General features: G+C 32.6%; 21 protein-coding genes. 11 read left to right on the top strand and 10 right to left on the bottom strand.

Translation table 11 applies throughout. From position 1 onward, the window contains the following. Window positions 1-6 precede the first annotated feature (6 nt). From ligA to ABHQ57_RS07945, 5 genes are all read right to left on the bottom strand, one after another. Window positions 7-2,004: an NAD-dependent DNA ligase LigA gene (gene ligA / locus ABHQ57_RS07965; RefSeq protein WP_167713554.1), complete on the bottom strand. Its 1,998-nt coding sequence runs from the start codon at window positions 2,002-2,004 to the stop codon at window positions 7-9. 4 nt (window positions 2,005-2,008) lie between these two features. Next, a complete protein-coding gene (locus ABHQ57_RS07960) occupies window positions 2,009-2,569 on the bottom strand; it encodes a hypothetical protein (RefSeq protein WP_231128390.1) in 561 nt (186 codons plus the stop codon). Between the two features lie 130 nt (window positions 2,570-2,699). Beyond that, window positions 2,700-3,062, bottom strand: a complete 363-nt coding sequence (locus ABHQ57_RS07955; protein ID WP_047789188.1) for a hypothetical protein — start codon at window positions 3,060-3,062, stop codon at window positions 2,700-2,702. 94 nt (window positions 3,063-3,156) lie between these two features. Continuing rightward, entirely contained in the window at window positions 3,157-4,599 is a 1,443-nt protein-coding gene (locus ABHQ57_RS07950; RefSeq protein WP_073181150.1) for a glyceraldehyde-3-phosphate dehydrogenase, read from the bottom strand. Window positions 4,600-4,763: 164 nt separating this feature from the next. Then, entirely contained in the window at window positions 4,764-6,146 is a 1,383-nt protein-coding gene (locus ABHQ57_RS07945; protein ID WP_167713553.1) for a trypsin-like peptidase domain-containing protein, read from the bottom strand. A gap of 136 nt (window positions 6,147-6,282) precedes the next feature. Here ABHQ57_RS07945 and dapF point away from each other — a divergent pair, with 136 nt between their 5' ends. From dapF to ABHQ57_RS07925, 4 genes are all read left to right on the top strand, one after another. Further along, window positions 6,283-7,059 carry a diaminopimelate epimerase gene (gene dapF, locus ABHQ57_RS07940; protein WP_167713552.1) on the top strand — a complete coding sequence of 259 codons (777 nt, stop codon included), beginning with the start codon at window positions 6,283-6,285 and terminating at the stop codon, window positions 7,057-7,059. Beyond that, a complete protein-coding gene (locus tag ABHQ57_RS07935) occupies window positions 7,059-7,583 on the top strand; it encodes a GNAT family N-acetyltransferase (protein ID WP_167713551.1) in 525 nt (174 codons plus the stop codon). Before dapF ends, ABHQ57_RS07935 begins: the two co-directional genes overlap by 1 nt. Next, the gene (gene mltG, locus ABHQ57_RS07930; RefSeq protein ID WP_167713550.1) at window positions 7,576-8,604 is read left to right on the top strand and encodes an endolytic transglycosylase MltG; all 1,029 of its coding nucleotides are present in this window, start codon (window positions 7,576-7,578) and stop codon (window positions 8,602-8,604) included. Before ABHQ57_RS07935 ends, mltG begins: the two co-directional genes overlap by 8 nt. Before the next feature lie 168 nt (window positions 8,605-8,772). After that, the gene (locus ABHQ57_RS07925; RefSeq protein ID WP_073182625.1) at window positions 8,773-9,393 is read left to right on the top strand and encodes a peptidoglycan-binding protein LysM; all 621 of its coding nucleotides are present in this window, start codon (window positions 8,773-8,775) and stop codon (window positions 9,391-9,393) included. Between the two features lie 48 nt (window positions 9,394-9,441). On the opposite strand, the gene ABHQ57_RS07920 is transcribed toward ABHQ57_RS07925, so the two are convergent. From ABHQ57_RS07920 to dnaA, 3 genes are read right to left on the bottom strand one after another with little or no spacing between them, the layout of a single operon-like run. Beyond that, window positions 9,442-10,146, bottom strand: coding sequence for an SAM-dependent methyltransferase (locus ABHQ57_RS07920; RefSeq protein ID WP_167713549.1), 705 nt, complete (start codon window positions 10,144-10,146; stop codon window positions 9,442-9,444). Then, the gene (locus tag ABHQ57_RS07915) at window positions 10,146-10,604 is read right to left on the bottom strand and encodes a low molecular weight protein-tyrosine-phosphatase (protein WP_167713548.1); all 459 of its coding nucleotides are present in this window, start codon (window positions 10,602-10,604) and stop codon (window positions 10,146-10,148) included. Before ABHQ57_RS07915 ends, ABHQ57_RS07920 begins: the two co-directional genes overlap by 1 nt. 36 nt (window positions 10,605-10,640) lie before the next feature. Beyond that, complete coding sequence (gene dnaA / locus ABHQ57_RS07910) at window positions 10,641-12,065, bottom strand: chromosomal replication initiator protein DnaA (RefSeq protein WP_047789195.1); 1,425 nt, start codon at window positions 12,063-12,065, stop codon at window positions 10,641-10,643. A gap of 176 nt (window positions 12,066-12,241) precedes the next feature. On the opposite strand from dnaA, the gene ABHQ57_RS07905 reads away from it, so the two are divergent. The 6 genes from ABHQ57_RS07905 (at window position 12,242) to ABHQ57_RS07880 (ending at window position 19,191) form a co-directional block, all read left to right on the top strand. After that, window positions 12,242-12,646, top strand: a complete 405-nt coding sequence (locus tag ABHQ57_RS07905) for a thioesterase family protein (protein ID WP_047789196.1) — start codon at window positions 12,242-12,244, stop codon at window positions 12,644-12,646. 23 nt (window positions 12,647-12,669) lie between these two features. Next, complete coding sequence (locus ABHQ57_RS07900) at window positions 12,670-13,242, top strand: cob(I)yrinic acid a,c-diamide adenosyltransferase (protein ID WP_047789197.1); 573 nt, start codon at window positions 12,670-12,672, stop codon at window positions 13,240-13,242. A 100-nt stretch (window positions 13,243-13,342) separates the two neighbouring features. Then, window positions 13,343-13,564, top strand: a complete 222-nt coding sequence (locus ABHQ57_RS07895; RefSeq protein WP_047789198.1) for a DUF2795 domain-containing protein — start codon at window positions 13,343-13,345, stop codon at window positions 13,562-13,564. 126 nt (window positions 13,565-13,690) lie between these two features. Continuing rightward, window positions 13,691-17,041 carry a preprotein translocase subunit SecA gene (secA, locus tag ABHQ57_RS07890; protein ID WP_167713547.1) on the top strand — a complete coding sequence of 1,117 codons (3,351 nt, stop codon included), beginning with the start codon at window positions 13,691-13,693 and terminating at the stop codon, window positions 17,039-17,041. Between the two features lie 166 nt (window positions 17,042-17,207). Then, on the top strand, window positions 17,208-18,080 hold the full coding sequence (locus tag ABHQ57_RS07885) for a UDP-2,3-diacylglucosamine diphosphatase (RefSeq protein ID WP_253055865.1): 873 nt from the start codon (window positions 17,208-17,210) through the stop codon (window positions 18,078-18,080). Window positions 18,081-18,174: 94 nt separating this feature from the next. Beyond that, window positions 18,175-19,191, top strand: a complete 1,017-nt coding sequence (locus ABHQ57_RS07880; protein ID WP_167713546.1) for a glycosyltransferase family protein — start codon at window positions 18,175-18,177, stop codon at window positions 19,189-19,191. Here ABHQ57_RS07880 and ABHQ57_RS07875 read toward each other — a convergent pair. Further along, window positions 19,178-19,843: a uracil-DNA glycosylase gene (locus tag ABHQ57_RS07875; RefSeq protein WP_167713545.1), complete on the bottom strand. Its 666-nt coding sequence runs from the start codon at window positions 19,841-19,843 to the stop codon at window positions 19,178-19,180. The genes ABHQ57_RS07880 and ABHQ57_RS07875 overlap by 14 nt on opposite strands. A 37-nt stretch (window positions 19,844-19,880) precedes the next feature. Here ABHQ57_RS07875 and ABHQ57_RS07870 point away from each other — a divergent pair, with 37 nt between their 5' ends. Next, entirely contained in the window at window positions 19,881-22,088 is a 2,208-nt protein-coding gene (locus tag ABHQ57_RS07870; protein WP_167713544.1) for a DNA mismatch repair protein MutS, read from the top strand. A 133-nt stretch (window positions 22,089-22,221) separates the two neighbouring features. Here ABHQ57_RS07870 and holA read toward each other — a convergent pair whose 3' ends face one another. Continuing rightward, window positions 22,222-23,223, bottom strand: coding sequence for a DNA polymerase III subunit delta (holA, locus tag ABHQ57_RS07865; protein WP_389863129.1), 1,002 nt, complete (start codon window positions 23,221-23,223; stop codon window positions 22,222-22,224). Window positions 23,224-23,377: the final 154 nt, after the last annotated feature.

The following is a 23,377-nucleotide window of genomic DNA, read 5'->3' as shown; positions in this document are numbered from 1 at the left end:
TAAAAACTAAGCAATCGTATCAATAAAATCTTGTTCTGAAATAATGGGAATTCCCAGGCTTTCAGCTTTGGTAAGCTTACTCGGCCCCATATTATCACCTGCTACAATATATGTAGTTTTTTTAGAAATGGAACTCGACACCTTACCACCGTTGTCTTCAATTGCTTTTTTAAGTTCAGTTCTACTCATTTGATGAAAAACTCCTGAAACGACAAATACTTTCCCAGCTAACTTATCTGTTTGTCCTTCTAAACTTTCTGCTGAAACTTCTAGTTGAACTCCGTGTGATTTTAATCGGTTTATTAAGTCTATGTTCCCTAAATTGTTCGAAAAATCAATAATACTTTGTGCTATTCTATCACCAATTTCATCAACAGCAATTAAGGTTTCCAAATCGGCATTCATTAAATTATCGATTGACTTAAAATGTTTTGCTAGCTTTTTAGCCACAGTTTCACCTACAAAACGGATTCCTAAAGCAAACAACACTTTTTCAAACGGAACTTCTTTTGATTTTTCAATTCCTTCAATCATATTTTGTGCTGATTTTTCAGCCATTCGCTCTAACGGAACAACTTGTGCTACCGTTAAGTCATATAAATCTGCGTAGTTCTTTATCAGTCCTTCTTTGCGTAATAAATCAACCGTTTCTCCTCCTAAGCCATCAATATCCATGGCTTTTCTACTGATAAAATGCTTGATTCTACCTGTAATTTGCGGTGCACATCCAAATTCGTTCGGACAATAATGTTTTGCATCTCCTTCAGTTCTGACTAATTCAGTATTACATTCGGGGCAATGGGTTGCATATTGCGTAGGAACAGAGTCTTCTGGTCGCTTTGTTAAATCAACAGCTATAATTTTCGGGATAATTTCTCCTCCTTTTTCTACAAAAACAGTGTCTCCTACTCGTACATCTAACTTTGCTATTTGGTCGGCGTTATGTAATGAAGCTCTTTTTACAATCGTTCCAGCTAATTGTACAGGTTCTAAGTTTGCTACAGGTGTTATTGCTCCTGTTCTACCTACTTGATAGGTAATTTCATTTAATACTGTTGAAACTTGCTCTGCCTTAAATTTATAAGCGATTGCCCAACGAGGTGCTTTTGAAGTATAACCTAGTTCGTCTTGTTGCTGAAACGAATTTACTTTCACCACTACTCCATCCGTTTCGTAAGGTAACGTATGACGTTTAACATCCCACTCGTTTACAAAGTTTAATACATCCTCTATCGATTTGGCTAAAACAATTGTGTCTGGAATCTTAAACCCAACTTTTCTTGCAGCTTCTAAACTTTCAAAATGTGAAGCATATTTACGTTCTCTCGTTACTAATTGATACAACAAACAATCTAACGGGCGTTTTGCTACTTCTGCACTATCTTGTAACTTCAAGCTTCCACTAGCGGTATTACGCGGATTTCTATAAGGTTCTTCATCATTCGCAATACGTTCTTCATTCATTTTATTAAATCCGTCTAACGGTAAAATGATTTCTCCTCGCATTTCAAAATCTCTCACAAAATCACTATTTGGCAATAATGGAATGGATTTTATCGTACGAATATTGGTTGTTACATTATCTCCTTGAAAACCATCTCCACGAGTAACTGCTTGTACAAACTCACCATTCTCATAAGTAAGGTTTATTGAAGCTCCATCGTATTTTAATTCACAGGTATATTCAACTTCATCGGTTCCTAAAATTTTCTGGACACGTTTTTCCCAATCTAACAAATCTTCTTTAGAATACGAATTGTCTAACGAATACATTCTATGTTTGTGAGTAACCGTTTCAAAGTTTTTAGTTACTTCTCCTCCTACTCGTTGCGTTGGGGAATTTGAATCAAAATATTCTGGATTTTCGTCTTCTAACTGCTGAAGCTCTTTTAACTTAATATCAAATTCATAATCTGATATGGTTGGTGCATCCAACACATAATAACTATGATTATGTTTGTGTAACTCTTCTCTTAATTGTTGTATCTTCTCCTGAACTGTCATTAAATTATTTTCTAACGGTACCTGTAAAATGATTTATTTTTGAATTGATTGCGTTTCCTGATGCTCTTCTGAATGAAGCTAACTGACCTGCATGCCAAATAGCATCTGCTATTGGACCATTAATTGCATTCCATAATGGAAATTCTTTTTCTCCAAAGATTATTTTGAATTGTGACACATCATCACTACTTCTTAAAATATCACTAGCTCGTTTTAAGTTTTCTAAGGTTATTTTTCTTTTTTCACCAAAGGTCATTTTAACCTGTTTTTTTTCATTAGGTTTACTTAAAGCAGCATTTAAAATTACCTGCGATAAACTTAACACATGATCTATTGTTTCTCCTGTCGTTTTTGCTTCAGTGCTTGGTTTATACTCTAAATCTTTCTCAGTTAAACCTTCTGTCGCCCAATAATAACGAAATCCTAATCCATCTATCATTCTACTAATCACAGAACCCGCAGTAAACTCTTTTTCTTCTTTTGGAATTTCGTAATATGGTAATTTGGATTGTGCGGTTGTTATTGCTGCAAATAATAACAACATTGGTGTAAGTACTACTTTCATTTTTTTTTATTTTGATGCTAATTTAATAAAAAGATACGAGTGGTATACACTAAAGTAGTATACGAGTAAAAAACAAAAAACCGAGGTAATCCCTTACCTCGGTCGTTAAAAAATAAACTATGTGTATAGTTTATTTTTTTAACCACATAGTATAGATGGTTTCTTCATTTTTTGCTGAAACTAATAACATTGTTTCACTAATTTTTTCAATTTTTAAATTTTTATCAAAGCTTTTATCATCAAACTCTAACTCATTTTTATCGGTTATCAATTTCCATGTACCATTCTCTTCTTTATTACTCATCATTACATGATACCTTCCATCAGAGTTTAATTCTAGCCAATTACTACCATTCAAAAACTCGAATTTTTCATTTCCAATTTTCATTGAATCTACGAACCACTTACCAGACACTAATGTTCTCAGTTCTTGTGAATGGCTTAGTGAGCTAACACCAAGCACTAGAAATAGTAATATTACTACTTTTTTCATTAAGGGGATATTTAGGGGTTATTCTTTATTCAAATATAATAAAAAAGCTGAAGTAAATCAATACTTCAGCTTTTTATATACTTTTAAAATTATATTAATAATAGGTATAACGACGTACTTTAGCTATATGCTTTGCTAAACGCATTACTTGATGTGAATAACCATATTCATTATCGTACCATACATAAATTACGATAGTATCTCCGTCAGCTATTGTTGCTTTACTGTCGAAAATAGATGGTGCTGTTGTTCCTACAATATCAGAAGACACTAATTCATTACTTAATGAGTATTGAATTTGCTCTACCAAATCTCCTTCTAAGGCATACTGCTTCATGATAGCGTTTACTGACTCTACTGTTGCTGGAGTATTTAATTGTAAGTTTAAGATTGCTAACGATCCGTTAGGCACTGGTACACGAATAGCACTTGAGGTTAACTTACCTGCTAATGCTGGTAATGCTTTTGCTACTGCTTTTCCTGCCCCTGTTTCTGTAATTACCATGTTTAACGCAGCAGCTCTACCTCTACGGTATTTCTTATGCATGTTATCAACCAAGTTTTGATCGTTTGTATATGCATGAATTGTTTCTAAGTGTCCTTTTTTTATTCCGAAGTTATCTTCTAACACTTTTAATACTGGTGTAATAGCATTGGTAGTACATGAAGCTGCTGAGAAAATATCGATATTATCAGGGTTATTTTCTTCATGGTTTACACCGTGAACAATGTTAGGTACACCTGCACCTGGAGCTGTTAATAATACTTTACTTGCTCCTTTTGCTTTTAAGTGACGACTTAATGCTTCTTCATCTCTAAAAGCTCCTGTGTTATCAATAATTAACGCATCGTTAATTCCATATTGCGTATAATCAATATCTTCTGGTTGTGCAGCAGAAATCATGTAAACAGTTGTACCGTTAATGATTAAAGCGTTGTTATCAGCATCTACCTGAACTGTTCCTAAGAAATCTCCATGTACAGAATCTACACTTAACAAAGAAGCTCTTTTTTCTAATACTGTTTGATCTATTTTACCACGAGTTACTACAGCTCTTAATCGTAATTGAGAACCTTTACCCATTTTACTGCTCAACTCACGAGCTAATAAACGACCAATACGTCCAAAACCGTATAATACTACGTCTTTTGGTTGAATATTTTCTGCTTCAGTAGCATCTTTTAATTGCTCTTTTACAAAAGCTATTTTATCTACCGATGCTTCATCTTGTAAATGATATTCGTATGCTAATTTACCAATATCTAATTTTGATGGTGGTAAATCAATTGATTGAATTGATTTAGCTATTTCTAAAGCATCTTCTATTGTTATTGGCTTCGCTACAAACTCTTTAGCATAATCGATTAAATTTAAAACCTCACTAGCTCTTTTATCTACCAATGGATTTCTAAATAATACTAACTCGATAGATTTATCGTACCATAAATCGTTAACGATGTTTATAAACTCAACCGTAGCTCTTCGAACTTGTGCTTGATTTACTACTTCTTTTTCGTAATTTGTTATTGTTGACATAGTTGTGTGTTAACTAAAATTAAAAAATTTTTGCAAAAATAGGTATTTCTTCTTTATTTCTTGTTGGTTTTACAAAAGAAAAAAGCCCTGTTAAAAATCGTTTTAACAGGACTTTTTTTATTTAGTATATATAGTTTATTCTTCTAAATATTTTTTTCATTAACCTAATACCTAAATCGCTCTATTTGACCTGATGGACTAATCATCTCTAATAAAAGCCTTTTACCACTACCATACGAACGATCTAACATACCAACAGCTTCTTTTGCATTACTTACTTTTTTCCCATTAATTTTGGTTAAAATATACCCTTTTCCTACTTCAAATTGTTTAAAAGCTATATTTTGAGTTCTTTTAATTTTAGCTCCCCCATCTAATTTAAACTTTTCCCTATCTTCTTTTGTAAGATCTTCAAACTCTGTTTCTAAAACTCTACTTACTGGCAACTTTATAAGCTTGGTTAATTTAACTACTTTAGTCAACTCTTCTCCATCTCTATCAATTGTTAAATTCACATATTCTCCAGGTCTTTTTGCCGTTAACTGTCCTTTTAAATCTGAAAACTTAGAAATCTTTATATCGTTTACTTTTGTTATAATATCTCCTTCTTCCAAGCCAGCTTTTTTAGCCCCTCCTTCTTCTAAAACTTCTCCTATTTTTACTCCTTCAATATTTACTGCTTCAATATCTACATTAACTCCTAAAACAGCTTGTTGTACCATTCCAAACTCTAGTAAATCATCTACTATTTTTTTAGCAATGTTTGAAGGTACTGCAAATGAATACCCTATAAAAGAGCCTGTTCTTGAAGAAATAGCTGTATTGATTCCTATTAATTCACCTCTTGTATTCACTAACGCTCCTCCACTGTTTCCTGGATTTACAGCAGCGTCTGTTTGAATAAATGAATCTATGTTTGTGTTACCATTTAAATCACGCCCTTTTGCACTTACAATACCTGCAGTAACAGTAGATGTTAAATTATAGGGATTTCCTACTGCTAATACCCATTCTCCTACTTTAATATTATCAGAATTTCCAAAAGGTAAATTTGGTAATTCAAAGTCAGCTTCTACTTTTAACAATGCTATATCATTCGCTTTATCAGCCCCTATTAATTCCGCTTTTATTTTTTTCTGATTGTTTAACGTAATCTCAATATCACTTGCTCCTTCAATCACATGATTATTAGTTACAATATATCCATCAGGAGAAATAATTACACCGCTACCTGTACCAACTTGTTGATATTTCCTTGTACCATTTCCTCCAAAGAAAAAACTATAAGGATCTTGTTGTGTTCTTATAGATGTATTTTTAACATGAACCACCGCATGTACTGTTTTATCAGCTGCTTCTGTAAAATCTGTTGGTGTTGATGTTGAGTTTATTATTGTTGGTGTATAACTTGCCTTTACAGTTTGCATTGTTGGCTCTACCTCTTTCTCTACTATTACTTGCGGTTCTTCTATTAGTGTTTTGTATCCTGCAAGTGCTATTGCGCCTCCTAAAATCGCAATTCCTAAAGTTCCAATAATTTTCTTCATATGCTTACAAAATTTTATACTTCAAATATACAATTTTAACATTTCAAGTAAATGTGTTTAACTTCTATTTAACTGATTTTAACCGCTATTTAACAGTCCTCTTTCCTTCATAAAATATGTATCTTTGTCCTTTATTATGGATTTAGAATTTTACAAATACCAAGGAACTGGTAACGATTTTATCATAATTGATAATCGCTCAAAAACCCTTCCAAAAAATAAAACTGACATAATTGCAAAATTATGTGATAGACACTTTGGTATCGGAGCTGATGGTCTTATATTACTTGAAGAAGATAATACTACCGATTTTAAAATGGTATATTATAACTCAGATGGTAATGAAAGTACTATGTGTGGTAATGGTGGACGCTGTATTGTGGCTTTTGCTCATAAACTTGGACTTTTTGAAACCGAAACTACTTTTATTGCTATTGACGGGCTGCATCATGCCTCTATTTCTAACAACCTTGTTTCTTTACAAATGATTGATGTTAACAAGGTGAATATTTTTGACAAATACGTTTTTACCAATACAGGATCTCCACACCATGTTCAGCTAGTAAACGATCTTGCTAATTATGACGTGTTTTCAAATGGAAAAAAAATCAGGAATGAAATTTATGGTGCCGAAGGTAGCAACGTTAATTTTGTAGAACAAATAACAAATAACACTTTTAAAGTACGTACCTACGAGCGTGGCGTAGAAAATGAGACTTTAGCCTGCGGAACGGGTGTTACTGCCGTTGCTATAGCCATGCATGCTACTAAAAAAACCAACAGTTCATCTATAATCTTGCCTGTTGAAGGCGGGGAATTAGAAGTTTCTTTTGAAGAACAAGACGGAGTTTATTCGAATGTATTTTTAAAAGGTCCCGCTACATTTGTATTTGAGGGTAAAATAAATATTTAGTGCATACGTTAACTGGAACACATATCAAGTTAAGAGCCTTAGAACCTGAAGATTTAGAGTTTTTATTTCAAATTGAAAATAATGAATCTTTTTGGGAAGTGAGTCATACACAGACTCCTTTTTCTAAATTTTTACTGAAGCAATATTTAGAAAACGCTCACTTAGATATTTATGAAGCTAAACAATTACGATTAGTTATTGATGATAAAGTGACTGGTAAATCTATTGGGATGATAGATTTGTTCGATTTTAACCCGCAACATAAAAGAGCTGGTATCGGAATTTTAATTCATCCTGACTTTCAGCAGAAGGGATTTGCCTCTGAAGCTTTACAGTTACTAATAAAGTACTGTTTTATACATTTGCATTTACATCAACTATATGCAAATATCACTAGTGACAATACTAGTAGCTTACATCTTTTTGAAAAACAAGACTTTAAGCAAACTGGTATTAAAAAAGATTGGATATTTCATAATGAAACATATAAAGACGAACTATTATTTCAACTAATAAATGAATAAGAAAATTATTTTAGGAGGTATTGCTGCTATTTTTTTAATTGGCGGAATTATTGGATTTAACTACTATCAAAAAATCTTTGGTAAAGCTGTTACTAAAGATGGCGCTATCTATATAGGCTCTGACGCTTCTTTTATAGATGTAAAAAAACAACTTTCTGAGTTTGTTAAACATCCTGAAAATTTTGTTTGGGTTGCTGAAAAGAAAAAATTCGCACAACCTAAGGGAGGAAAGTACCTATTAAAAAAAGGGATGAATATGAATGATGTTGTAAACCTTTTACGTAGTGGAAATCAAACACCTATTATCCTATCATTCAACAATCAAGATACTTTAGAAAAATTAGCAGGAAGAATAGCTGAACAAATTGAAGCAGACTCTATTGCTTTATTACAAGCTATGCAAGATCCTTCTTTTTTAGCTACCAATAAATTTACTGAAAAATCTGCATTAGGAATGTACATTCCGAATAGTTATGAGTTTTACTGGAATACTTCTGCTGAAAAATTTCGCGATAAAATGCTACGCGAATACAATCGTTTTTGGACTTCTGCTAGGTTAGAAAAAGCTAAAAAACTAAACCTTTCAAAAGAAGAGGTAATTACATTAGCTTCTATCGTTCAGAAAGAAACAGCTAAAAAAATAGAACGCCCTGTCGTGGCTGGTTTGTATCTAAATAGATTAAGAGATAATTGGCCTTTACAAGCCGACCCAACAGTTATATATGCAATTAAAGAAGTTAAAGGACAAGATTTTGTTGTAAAAAGGGTTTTAAACAAAGATTTAGTGATAGACTCTCCTTACAATACTTATAAAAACACAGGACTTCCTCCTACTTTGATTGCAATGCCAGATATTTCATCTATTGATGCTGTTTTAAACCATCAAAAACACAATTATTACTACATGTGTGCTAGTGTTGATAAAATTGGCTTTCATGAATTTGCTAACTCTTTAGCACAACACAATCGAAATGCAGTGAAATATCAACAATGGATAAATCAACAAGGAATAAAGAGATAAATTAACAAAATTTTATTCTCATCAATTTCAATAAAACATTATTAAAAAGTTAATATAAAATAGTTTTTTTTGTTTTTTACCTAAAAAAAACACCAGAAAACAACTTAATTATCAATAGCTAAAAAACTGTAAATTATTGATTTATAGCCTGTTATAAAAATTTACCGTATCTTTGCTGCGCTAAACAGAAAGTATTTAATTATCAGACATTTAGTATTAGTATTTTTAGGATTTGTATTATTAACCAGTTTTACAGAGACTACAACTAAAAAAGAAAAAACTACTACAACAACGCCAATACCAATTCACAAGGTAGAAAAGGTAAACATTCCTTTTTTATTAAATGATTTTGTAGGATTTAAAGAAGCCTTAGCTTTTAAAGAATCACAAGGTAGGTACAGAGTAGTTAATACACTTGGATATTTAGGGAAATACCAATTTGGTAAAGAAACCCTAAAGAGATTTAGAATTTACAATACCACTCATTTTCTTAGAAACCCAGAATTACAAGAACGCACATTTGTAGCGTACTGTAAATTAAACAAATGGATTTTAAGAAAAGACATTAAAAGAAGTGTTGGTAAAACTATTAATGGAGTTAAAATAACCGAATCTGGTATTTTAGCAGCAGCGCACTTAAGTGGCGCTGGTAATGTAAAAAAGTTCTTACGTTCAAACGGGTCTATCCGTTTTAACGATGCCTATGGAACCTCTATACAATCATACCTTAAAAAGTTTGCTGGTTATGATGTTTCCAACATCAAAGCCAACAAAAAACCAACGGTTTAACCAATAACTAAAGATATTAAAAAAGCATCGATTAAATCGATGCTTTTTTTATTTATGAATGATAAAAATTGCTGGTCGTTTATGTAAATCAGTCTTTACATTCTTCCACTCTTTTACCGTTAGTGTTTTAATATATTCTGTTGGAAGTGTTATATCACACGCCACACAAACTCTTGTATCTGGTGATAAAGTAGCGCGTAAATCATCTAACATTTTTTCATTCCTGTAAGGAGTTTCGATAAAAAGCTGTGACTGATTTTTTTCTTTTGAAAGCTTCTCTAAATCTTTAATTGCTTTTTTTCTGTCTGACTTATCAATAGGTAAATATCCGTTAAACGCAAAACTCTGCCCATTCATACCAGACGCCATAATTGCCAACAAAATAGAAGAAGGTCCTACCAATGGAACTACTTGAATCCCTTTTTGATGCGCCAACTTAACAATACTTGCGCCTGGATCTGCTACAGCTGGCACACCTGCTTCAGAAAGCAAACCTACTGATATTCCTTTTTCACAAACATCTAAATAATTCTTAGTTTCTAAATCATCAGAATACTTATCTAACAACATCAACTCCAATGAAGGTTGTGATTTTGTTGGTGTAATTCTTTTAATGAACCTTCGAGCAGACTTTTCGTTTTCAACAATAAAGTAATCTAATTGTTCTACCACTTTTTTTACTGACAATGGCATCACCTCTAATGGTTCAGTATCACCTAACGTTGTAGGAATCAAGTATAATTTACCTTTCATTATTTCTGTTCTAATTTTGAAGCTATAATTTCACACGCTTCGTCTAACATTTTATACACGTTTTCAAAACCTTGACCTCCTCCATAGTAAGGATCTGGAACACTCCTGTTTTCATCAGGATACAATTCGTTCAAAATCATCTTTACTTTTTCATGTTGCTCTTCATTTTCAGACAAAGCTACAATATCTGCATAATTATTTTGATCCATTGCAAAAATCATGTCAAACTTATCAAAATCAGCTTTTGTAAATTTTCTTGAACGTTGATTGGTAATATCTATCCCATATTTTCTAGCTACTTCAATAGAGCGCCCATCAGGTAATTCACCTACATGATAACCCGCAGTACCGGCAGAATCAACTATAAAACTTTCAGATGATAATTTAGATTTTAAAATTCCCTCAGCAAGAGGAGATCGGCAAATATTACCTAAACAAACCATTAATATTTTTTTCATACTCATAAAAAAACCTCACTAGGTGAGGTTCGTTGTTTATAAAGTTAACTTTTTTGTTAAGTCTTCTACATACTTTTTAAACTGCTTATCAGTTTCAGTCAAATTATCTACAGTTTTGCACGCATGTAATACAGTAGCGTGATCTCTTTTACCTATTTGACTTCCAATGCTTGCTAACGATGATTTTGTCATACGTTTAGCAAAGTACATCGCTAACTGACGAGCCTGTACAATATGACGCTTACGTGTTTTTGACTGTAAGGTTGCCACATCCATATCAAAGTATTTCGATACTACTTTTTGAATGTAATCAATAGACAGTTCTTTTTTCGTGTTCTTAACAAATTTATCTACAATCTGCTTTGCTAATTCAATTGTAAACTCTTTTCTATTAAAAGAAGCTTGAGCTATCATTGAAATTATCACTCCTTCTAACTCACGAACATTCGACTTTATATTCTTTGCTATATACTCAACAATTTCTTCAGGCATTTCAACACCATCTCTATACAATTTGTTTTGTAAGATTGAAATTCTTGTTTCGTAATCAGGTGCTTGTAACTCAGCTGATAACCCCCATTTAAAACGAGATAATAACCGTTGTTCGATATCTTGCATATCAACAGGTGCTTTATCCGAAGTTAAAATAACCTGTTTTCCATTTTGATGTAGATGATTGAAAATATGGAAGAACACATCTTGCGTACCAGCTTTTCCTGATAAAAACTGCACATCATCAATAATCAACACATCAATCATTTGGTAGAAATGAATAAAATCATTTCTGGTATTTGATTTTACAGAATCAATAAACTGTTGTGTAAATTTTTCAGAAGAAATATACAATACCGTTTTATCTGGATATTTATCTTTAATCTCAACACCAATAGCGTGAGCTAAGTGTGTTTTTCCTAATCCAACTCCACCATATATTAGTAATGGGTTAAATGAAGTTCCTCCTGGTTTATTGGCCACAGCCATACCTGCAGAACGTGCTAATCTATTTGAATCTCCTTCAACAAAATTTACAAAGTTATAATTTGGGTTTAGTTGAGATTCTATCTTTACTTTTTGCAAGCCAGGAATTACAAATGGATTTTTTAGTTCTCGTTTTGATTCTAACGGAACGGTTACTTTTTGTGGTTTTAACGGATTACGATTTGAACTAGGTATTTTTACTGTTTGCGGACTATTACTACTATACGTATTTTCCATACGTACATCATAAATTAGCTTAGCATCATTACCTAACTGACGAACCAAAGCTACTCTTAACAGTTTGATGTAATGCTCTTCTAGCCACTCATAAAAAAACTTACTAGGAACCTGAACCGTCAATGCTTCCCCTGCCAATTTAATTGGCTTTATAGGCTCAAACCAAGTTTTATATGCCTGCGGCTTAATGTTGTCTTTTATAAAAGACAAACATTCCATCCAAACTGAATCGGCTGTTTTAGTCATATGCGGTAAAAATCAATTTTTTAGTTGTTAATTTTTATTCAGATTTAGGGGACACCAAACACCAATGTCTGGGCGAACAAAAGTGTGAATAAATTTCAGTATAAAAAAATCAAATCACTATTGACTTTTATTTTTTTTTTACGTAACGTTAGTGCAATTAAAAATAAAATAATCTTTTGCAAAAACATTATACATCTATACGTGTTCGGTATGCTGAAACTGATCAAATGGGAGTAGTTTACCATGGGAACTACGCACAGTTTTTTGAGATTGGTCGCACCGAATGGTTACGTTCTCTGGGCGTTACCTACAAATATATGGAAAAAACAGGAATCATGTTACCTGTTATATCTTTATCTTGTAACTTTAAAAAATCAGCATTATACGACGATGAATTAACCATTACAACCATTTTAAAAAAAACACCTTCAGTAAAAATTGAATTCGACTATGAAATTACCAATCAAAATAACGACCTAATTTCAACTGGAAATACTGTGTTAGCATTTATTAACAATAAAACAAAAAGACCTATGCGCTGTCCTGATTATATTTTAGATAAATTGGCTATCTTAAAATAATTAATCAAACCAATAAAAAACATATGAAAATATATACTAAAACAGGTGATAAGGGTACCACTGCCCTATTTGGTGGTACTCGAGTACCTAAACATCATTTAAGAATAGAAAGTTATGGAACCGTTGATGAACTTAACTCTTACATTGGGTTAATTAGAGACCAAAACGTTGACGAAACTCTAAAAAAGAAATTAACAAAAATTCAAAGCGATTTATTTACATTAGGTGCCATGTTAGCTACTCCTCCAGAAAAGGAAACCTTAAAAAGTGGTAAAGAACGCTTAAATATTCCCAAGATTAACGAAGAGTCAATTCAGTTCTTAGAAGACGAAATTGACCTTATGAATAAAGACCTACCTCAAATGACACACTTTGTATTACCAGGCGGTCATCAAACCGTGTCATTTTGTCACATAGCACGCTGCGTATGCCGTAGATCGGAACGATTGGCTGTGGCTTTAAACGAAGAAGAGGCAATTAGCGATACTGTTTTAAAGTATTTAAACCGACTTTCTGACTACCTTTTTGTGTTGGCACGGAAGTTGACCCAAGACTTACAAGCTGAGGAAATTAAATGGATTCCTGAAAAGCTATAACTAAGTTCTTTAATTATTAATTTCACATTTTTTAAAAAAAACTTGACTTTTTACAAAAAAAAATTATTTTTGCGGAAAATCTTATTAAACAGATAAAGAAATGTATTGGACACTTGAATTAGCATCTTATTTAGCAGATGCACCCTGGCCTGCAACTAAAGACGAATTAATTGATTACGCTATTCGTACTGGAGCACCGTTAGAAGTGGTAGAAAACTTACAAGATATCGAAGATGAAGGTGAGGCGTACGATTCTATTATTGAAATTTGGCCAGATTACCCTACAGAAGAAGATTATCTTTGGAATGAAGATGAATACTAGAAAAAATAAATAATAAAAAGTCTCTTTTACAGAGGCTTTTTTTTTGCTTACTTTTAAGCACTCAATAAAAACACAAAAAACGCTAATTAAAAACAACTTAATTAGCTATAAAACAATATTTTACAAATGAGCGTTTTAAATTCGATTATAAAACTATTTGTTGGAGACAAACAACAAAAGGACCTAAAATCACTACAACCGATCGTTGAAAAAGTACGATCTTTTGAAAATTCATTAAACAATTTATCAAATGATGAATTACGGGCAAAAACGATCGAATTTAAATCGAAAATTAAAGATGCTACCAAATTTTTTAACGATAAAATAGCTGAGCTTGAGGAAGAAGCTAAAAAAGCAGACATCGATCGTCAAGAAGAAATTTATACTGAAATTGATAAATTAAAAGACGAAGCTTACGAAGCATCTGAAGCTGTTTTATTAGATATTATGCCAGAGGCCTTTGCTGTTGTGAAAGAAACAGCAAAACGTTTTGCTAACAATACTGAATTAGAAGTAACTGCCACTCCTTTTGATAGAGAATTATCAGCTACTAGAGAACACATTACTTTAGAAGATGACAAAGCTTTTTGGGCTAACTCATGGGATGCTGCTGGTAAAGAAGTAATTTGGGACATGATTCACTACGATGTACAATTAATTGGTGGATCTGTATTACACCAAGGTAAAATTGCCGAAATGATGACAGGGGAAGGTAAAACCTTAGTTTCTACGCTTCCAGTATACTTAAATGCTTTAACTGGTAACGGAGTTCATGTTGTTACTGTAAACGACTACTTAGCAAAACGTGACCGTGCGTGGATGGCTCCTATTTTTGAGTTCCACGGCTTAAGTACTGACTGTATTGATTTCCACCAACCAAATTCTGAAGCACGTAGAGAAGCTTATAATGCTGATATTACTTACGGAACTAACAATGAGTTTGGTTTCGACTACTTGCGTGATAACATGGCTAACTCTAAAAAAGACTTAGTACAACGTGCACCAAACTATGCTATTATTGATGAGGTGGATTCTGTTTTAATTGATGATGCTCGTACTCCATTAATTATTTCTGGTCCTGTACCACAAGGAGACAATCATGAATTTAATGAATTAAAGCCTCTAGTTGCCGATTTAGTTTCTATTCAAAATAAATACTTAGTAGGTGTTTTAGCTGAAGCTAAACGTTTAATTAAAGAAGGAGACACTAAAGAAGGTGGTTTCTTATTATTAAGAGTTTACAGAGGTCTTCCTAAAAACAAAGCCTTAATTAAGTTTTTATCTCAAGAAGGAGTTAAACAAATTCTTCAAAAAACTGAAAACTTTTACATGCAAGACAACAACAAGCTAATGCCTGAAGTTGATGCAGAATTATGGTTTACTATTGAAGAAAAGAACAATCAAATTGATTTAACTGATAAAGGTATTGCACACCTTTCTGATATCACAAAAAATGAAACGTTCTTCGTTTTACCAGATATTAGTGTAAAAGTTGGTCAAATAGATAAAAGCGATGCTACTCCAGAAGAGAAAGCTGATCAAAAAGAAGAATTATATCGCGAATTTAGTGTGAAGAGTGAGCGCATTCATACCATGAACCAACTTTTAAAAGCCTACACGGTTTTTGAAAAAGACGTGGAGTATGTGGTTATGGACAATAAGGTAATGATTGTAGATGAGCAAACAGGTCGTATTATGGACGGTCGTCGTTACTCTGATGGGTTACACCAAGCCATTGAAGCTAAAGAGAATGTAAAAATTGAAGACGCTACTCAAACGTTTGCTACCGTTACTTTACAAAACTACTTTAGAATGTACCGTAAGTTATCTGGTATGACAGGTACGGCGATTACAGAAGCAGGTGAATTCTGGGAAATTTATAAACTAGATGTTGTTGAAATTCCTACAAACAAACCAATTCAAAGAGACGATAAACAAGATTTAGTTTATAAAACTACGCGTGAAAAATACAACGCAGTTATTGAAGACATTGTAAAATTAGTTGGAGAAGGAAGACCTGTATTAGTAGGTACTACTTCGGTTGAAATCTCTGAATTATTAGGAAGAATGTTACAAATTCGTAAAATTCCTCACAATATATTAAATGCAAAATTACACAAAAGAGAAGCTGATGTAGTTGCTGAAGCTGGTAAACCTGGAGTAGTTACCATTGCAACAAACATGGCTGGTCGTGGTACCGATATTAAATTATCTGACGAAGTTAAAGCAGCAGGTGGTTTAGCTATTATTGGTACAGAACGCCATGATTCTCGTCGTGTAGACCGTCAGTTACGTGGTCGTGCAGGACGTCAAGGAGATGTAGGTTCTTCTCAATTCTATGTAGCTTTAGACGATAACTTAATGCGTTTATTTGGTTCTGAAAGAATTGCGAAAATGATGGATAGAATGGGATTAAAAGAAGGTGAAGTAATTCAGCATTCTATGATTTCTAAATCTATTGAAAGAGCTCAGAAAAAAGTAGAAGAAAACAACTTTGGAATTCGTAAGCGTTTATTAGAATATGATGATATTATGAACGCACAGCGTGAGTTTGTATACAAACGTCGTCGTCATGCTTTAGACGGAAAGCGTTTACAGATTGATATTGCAAACATGATTTACGATACCTGTGATTCAATTGTAAGACAAAATAAGGGTGCTAAAGACTTCCAAAACTTTGAATTCGAATTAATTCGTTTCTCTGCAATGACTTCTCCTTTTTCTGAAGAAGAATTCAATAAAACATCAGAGCAAGATTTAATTGACAAGCTATACAAAATAGTAACAGAACACTACAAAAACGATGCGGAAAGAAATGCTGAAAATGCATTCCCAGTAATTAAAAATGTTTTTGAAAACGAAGGTGACCGTTACGAGCGTATTGTTGTTCCTTTTACAGATGGTTCTAAAACATTACAGGTAGTTACCAATTTAAAAGAAGCTTACGAAAGTGAAGGAAAATCATTAGTTAACGATTTTGAGAAAAACATCACTTTAGCAATTATTGATGAAAACTGGAAGGATCACTTACGTAAAATGGATGAGCTGAAACAAACCGTTCAAAATGCTACGTACGAGCAAAAAGATCCATTATTGGTTTATAAGTTTGAAGCTTTTGAGTTATTCCAAGAAACGATTGACAAAGTAAATAAAGAAGTTTTATCGTTCTTATTTAAAGGAAAACTACCTAGTCAAGAAGCTTCACAAGTATCTGAAGCTCGTGAACAACAACGTGAGCAATTAGATTTACGTAAAGATGAAGTTCAAAACTCAACACAGCAAGCTATTAGCAATGCACGTAACCAACAAACGCAGGAACAACAAGCTGTAGAAACAGTTGTTCGTGAACAACCAAAAATTGGTCGTAACGAAAAAGTTACCATCAAAAACGTAATGTCTGGTGAAGAAAAAGAAGTTAAGTACAAACAAGCTATTCCTTTATTAGAAAAAGGAGAATGGGTATTGTACAATAAGTAATCTTCAAACAAACTATATAAAAAGCTCGGTTTTTACCGAGCTTTTTACTTTTACATAACATTCACTACACTTTTTAGTAAAGATTTTATTACCAATAATTTATAATTACTTCACTTTTTAAAAACATTCGAAAAGTAACTTTGGTAAACATCGAAGTATACTTAGAATGAAAAAATACAAAAAACGTAAATTAGATATTGCTGTAATATCAGATGTACATTTAGGAACTTTTGGTTGTAGAGCTACTGAACTCAATAATTATCTAAAAACCATCAACCCTAAAATATTAATTTTGAATGGTGATATTATTGATATTTGGCAATTTAACAAACGTTACTTTCCTAAACCACACATGAAAGTCATTAAGCAACTGATGAATTTCATCACTTCTGGAACAAAAGTGTATTACATCACAGGAAATCACGATGAAATGCTGCGTAGGTTTAAAGGTTTTCGCTTAGGAAGCTTTGAAATCGTGAACAAAGTAGTACTTGATATTGATGGTAAAAAGGGATGGTTCTTTCACGGAGATGTTTTTGATGTTACCATGCAACATTCAAAATGGCTTGCTAAATTAGGAGGTAAAGGGTACGATTTTTTAATCCTAATAAATACCGCTGTTAACTGGTGTAGTCATAAATTAGGTTATGGTCGATTATCTTTTTCAAAAAAAATTAAAAACAGTGTAAAAAGCGCCATTAAATTCATTAATAATTTTGAAACAACTGCTGCAGACATTGCAATTGATGAGGGATATGACTATGTAGTATGCGGTCATATTCATCAACCAGAGATAAGATCCATAAAAACTGAAAAAGGAAGTACTGTATACTTAAATTCTGGTGACTGGATAGAAAACTTAACTGCTCTGGAATACAAAAACAAAACGTGGTCTTTATATGAATATGAAAAAGATGAGATCGCTAAAAATATTCATTTAAACTACTCTGTAAAAGATCTAGAGCTCATTAGTTCTGAACACAATAATAGCGAACTTTTTACAGAGCTCCTCAAAGAGTTTAACATTAAAACCCAATAACCATGAAGCCCATAATGGCATTAAATTAGGAAATGGTCAGTACCTACTAAATAGGTAATTTTCTAAAAACAATCAATTATAAAAATTTAAAAAGATGAAAATATTATACGCTTTTCAAGGAACAGGAAACGGACATGCAAGTAGAGCCTTAGAGATAATCCCACATTTACAAAGACGTGGTGATGTTGACATATTGGTTAGTGGCTCACAATATGAAATAGAGCTTCCTTTCAACATAAAATATAAATTACATGGCTTAGGTTTTATTTTTGGTAAAAAAGGTGGAATTGATCTAATAAACACCTTAAAAGACTTAAACCTAAAGAAAGTTTACAAAGAAGTTAAAACATTACCTGTAAAAGAATATGATTTAGTTATTAACGATTTTGAACCTATCTCAGCCTGGGCATGTTTATTTAGAAATGTCTCCATTATTTCTTTGAGCAATCAAAATGCTTTGTTAAACGAAAAAAACTCTGCTTTTAAAAGGTTTAGGCTAGAACGTTTAATTATTAAATACTATGCACCTGCAAAAAATAAATTCGGATTTCACTTTAAAACTCACTCCTCTTCAACCTTCTTACCTATTATCCGTAAGGAAATTCGCTATAGAAATATTACAAACAAAGGACATTACACAGTGTATTTACCTTCTTATAGTGATGAAAAAATAATCAAAGTACTTTCAAGCATAAAAGACATAAAATGGCAGGTGTTTTCTAAAAAAACAAAAGAACATCAATTCTTTCATAATATTACCATCCTACCAATAAACGACGATGCTTTTATTCGTAGCATGGCTTCTGCTAAAGGAATAATTTGTGGTGCAGGTTTTGCAACACCTACAGAGGCTTTATACTTACGTAAAAAACTATTGGTTATTCCAATGAAAAATCAGTACGAACAACAATGCAACGCTGTTACGTTAAAAGAAATGGGAGTTACAGTCGTAAAAAAACTAAGCAAAAAACAATTACCAAAAATTGAAAAGTGGATTAACTCAAATAAAATTGTTGAAGTCCACTACCCTGATGTTACCGAAGATATGTTAGATGCAATTATTTTACCCTATTACAACAAAACCATTTTACCAGAAATTACCATTGAATAGTTGGTGAACCAATGCTTTGTAAAAAATCGTTGGTTTTAGAAAAATGTTTGTTGCCAAACCAATACCCACGATTGGCACTTAACGGTGATGGATGACCTGAGGTTAAAATATGATGCTTCTTTTTATCAATAAGCTTTGCTTTTTTCTTAGCAAAACCACCCCAAAGTAAAAACACGACATCCTCTTTTTCTTCAGATATTTTCTCAATTACAGCATCAGTAAATTGTTCCCAACCTTGTTTTTGATGGCTTCCCGCTTCTCCCGATCTAACCGTTAAAGTAGCATTTAACAACAACACTCCCTGTTTTGCCCAACGAGACAAATCGCCACTTTTAGGGTATGGAATGTTTACATCTTTTTCTATTTCTTTAAAAATATTAATCAATGATGGAGGATGTGTAACACCGTCATGTACCGAAAAACACAATCCGTTAGCCTGCCCTACCCCGTGGTATGGATCTTGCCCCAAAATCACTACTTTTAAATCATCTAACGAACAAAAATCAAACGCTGCGAAAATATCTGACCCTTTTGGATAACATCTATGTTTTGAGTATTCATTTTTAACAAAACTGGTAAGATTTTCAAAATACGGTTTTTCAAATTCAGATTGTAAAATATTTTTCCAGCTATCATTAATTTTTACTTGCATTGTTTGTTATTTTTGTCGTGGTTTCAAATATACTATTTTGACTAAAAACATTACAGAAAAAACACTTCACGATTTAGAATTTACAACAGTTTTAGAACAAGTTGCAACACATTGCATCTCTAATTTAGGAAAAGAGAGAACAATGCTAATTCAACCTATTTCAAACAAAAAAAAGTTATTTTTTGAGTTGAATATGGTGAATGAATATCTGTCTTCTTTTGAAAATGAAAACCGAATTCCGAATCATTATTTTGAAGATATTTCTGAAGAAATTAAGCGACTTGCTATAGAAAACAGCTTTTTAGAAACAGACGCTTTCTTAAAAGTTTCAGCTGTTTCAGAAACTGTGAATGAGCAAAAGAAATTTTTAAAAAAGTTTCAAACCTACTACCCTACATTATTTTCCTTAAGTGATGAAGTTGAGTTTACAACAATAATTGTAGATAGTATAAAGAAAATAATTACTCCATACGGTGAGGTTGCTGACAATGCATCCGCACCCTTAAAACAGATACGAAAAGAAATTGGCTCTGTACGAGGTGAAATTTCTGAAAGTTTTTCTCGTGCGTTAAGTAAAAACATGTCGAGTGGATATTTAGATGATATTAAAGAAACGGTAATTGATAATCAGCGTGTCTTAGCAGTTTTAGCGATGCACAGACGTAAGGTTAAAGGAAGTTTATTAGGATCATCAAAATCAGGAAATATTGTATATATCGCTCCGCAAGCTACATTGGCTTATAGTAGAGAGTTGCAAAACTTGCTGTATGAGGAAAAACAAGAAGTTGTACGTATATTACGAGCTTTAGCTACTGAAATAAGACCTTTTACTCCATTACTAACTGAATATATTACTTTTTTAACACATTTAGATATGGTGGGTGCCAAAGCAAAATATGCTAAAAGCATCAACGGGTTACTACCAAAAATTACCAAAGAGAAAAAAGTATTTTTAAAAAATGCGTTTCACCCTATTTTATGGCAAAAAAACAAGGCTAAGAATATTGAAACGATTCCGCAAACTATTCAGTTAGGTGAAGAACAACAAATTATTGTTATTTCAGGTCCGAATGCTGGTGGTAAAAGTATTACGTTAAAAACAATTGGCTTGTTACAAGTCATGCTCCAAAGCGGGTTATTAATTCCTGTACATGAACGTAGTGAAACTACACTTTTCAATACTATCTTGACTGATATTGGTGACAACCAATCTATCGAAAATCAATTGAGTACTTATAGTTATCGATTAAAAAACATGCGTTACTTTTTAAGAAAATGTAATGACAATACCTTGTTTTTAATTGATGAATTTGGTACAGGTTCTGATCCTGAATTAGGAGGTGCTTTGGCTGAAATTTTCTTAGAAGAGTTTTATGAAAAGAAAGCCTTCGGAATTATTACCACACATTATGCTAACCTAAAAGTATTAGCAGATGAATTAGATAATGTTACCAATGCCAATATGCAGTTTGATGAGCGTACTTTAGAGCCTTTATACAAATTGTATATAGGACAAGCAGGGAGTTCTTTTACGTTTGAAGTAGCACAGAAAAACGGAATTCCGTACAGCTTAATCAACCGTGCAAAAAAGCGTGTTGAAACCGAAAAAGTTCGTTTAGATAAAACAATCTCAAAACTTCAAAAGGAACGAAATCGTTTACAAAAAACTTCTGAAAGTTTAAACAAACAAAAATCTAAAGGACAAGAGCATATTGAAAACCTACAAGAGAAAGAACTTAAAATACGTGAAAAGTTAGAAGGTTTTCAAGAGTTATACGATAACAACCAACGTATGTTATCTTTGGGAAGGAATATTAATGAAATGCTTAATAAATACTTCCAAACAAATAATAAAAAAGAACTTTCTGCTAGTTTTTTTAAATGGGCAATGGCAGAAAAGACCAAGTACATAAAGAAAAATCCACCTAAGAAGAAAACCAAAACAGAAAAGAAAGAAGAAAAAGTTGCTACACAAAAACAACAAGAAGCTATTAAAAAAGTAGAAAAAGAAGTACTTCAAAAAGTTGTAAAAGTTCGAGAAGAAAAGAAAAAAGAAGCCGAAAAAATTGCAAAAGAAAGAGCTGCCTATGTTTTTAAAGTAAATGACAGAGTTCGTTTAATTGACGGGAATGCTGTAGGAACTATTGACAAAATAGAAAAGAAAAAAGCTTTTATTAATTACGGGTTATTTACTACAGAAGCTAAAATAGAACAATTAGAATTAGTGGAACGTGCTAAAAAGTAGTTAGTCTTAATCTTATATAAAAGTCTAACTTGACCACTTTATATACAATAAGGGTTTATAACTATACTCTACTCACGCAAGGTTTTCTTCTAAATAAACAAACTATTATAGTAATAAGAAAAAACGTTAATGGTTAATGCAAAATCTTAAACAGTAATTCTTTTAAAATATCAGCATGGGTTTGGTTGGCTCCTACTCCTTTACTTTTTACATCGGCATCACGTAATAAGGCAATAATTTGTGATACTTTTCGCATCGGGTAGTTACGGGCAGCGTTTACATAGTCATCCACAAAATATGGGTTTACTCCCAAGTTTTTAGCAACCGAAGCCTTCGATTTGTCTTTTAATCCGTGGTACATTAATAACTGTGTAAAGAAGCTATTTAGTAAGGAAATAGTCATTACCAACGGATTGTTTTTTGGGTTCTGCGCAAAATAATTGATAATTCTGTTTGCTTTCACCACATCTCGCTGTCCTACTGCTTTACGCAACTCAAAATTGTTAAAGTCTTTAGAAATCCCGATGTTTTCTTCAATATGCTTATCGGTAATAATGGTTTCCGCAGGCAACACAGAGGTTAGTTTATCTAATTCGTTGCTAATCTTGCTTAGGCCTGTTCCTAAAAACTCCACCAACATTTGCGAAGCTTTTGGTTCAATATTAAACTTTTTTCCGCCCAACACCTGACGAATCCAATCGGCTACTTGATTTTCATACAGTTTTTTACTCTCGTAAATGAGTCCGTTTTTAGCAATAGCTTTGTACGCTTTTTTACGTTTATCAAGCTTTTTGTATTTGTAATTAAACACCAACACGGTAGTTGGTTGCGGATTGGTAGCATACGACTCTATTTTATCAATCGTACGGCTTAAATCTTGCGCTTCTTTAACAATAATCACCTGCTTTTCTGCCATCATCGGAAATCGCTTTGCCGACGACACAATTTCCTCTATCGATACATCACGACCGTACATAACTACTTGATTGAATCCTTTTTCAGATTCATCTAACACATTGTCTTCAATGTAATCTGAAATTTTATCAATGTAATACGGTTCTTCTCCCATTAAAAAATAAATGGGTTTGATGTTACCTCCTTTGATATCGGATATGATAGATTTAATTTCGTTCATGTGTCTTTCTTCTGCCTTCTTTTGATGTTGTTGTTTAAAATGTTGTAGCTAAGTATTCATTCCTTAATAACACTCTTGGTCATTTCGATGGAGCGATTTTATGAGCGACGAGAAATCTTAACAATAAGAGTTACTCCTGCGTTTAAGATCTCTC

Source organism: Tenacibaculum sp. ZH5_bin.1, from assembly GCF_042865525.1.
GTDB lineage: Bacteria > Bacteroidota > Bacteroidia > Flavobacteriales > Flavobacteriaceae > Polaribacter > Polaribacter mesophilus.
This window is presented reverse-complemented; position numbering and strand designations above follow the sequence as displayed.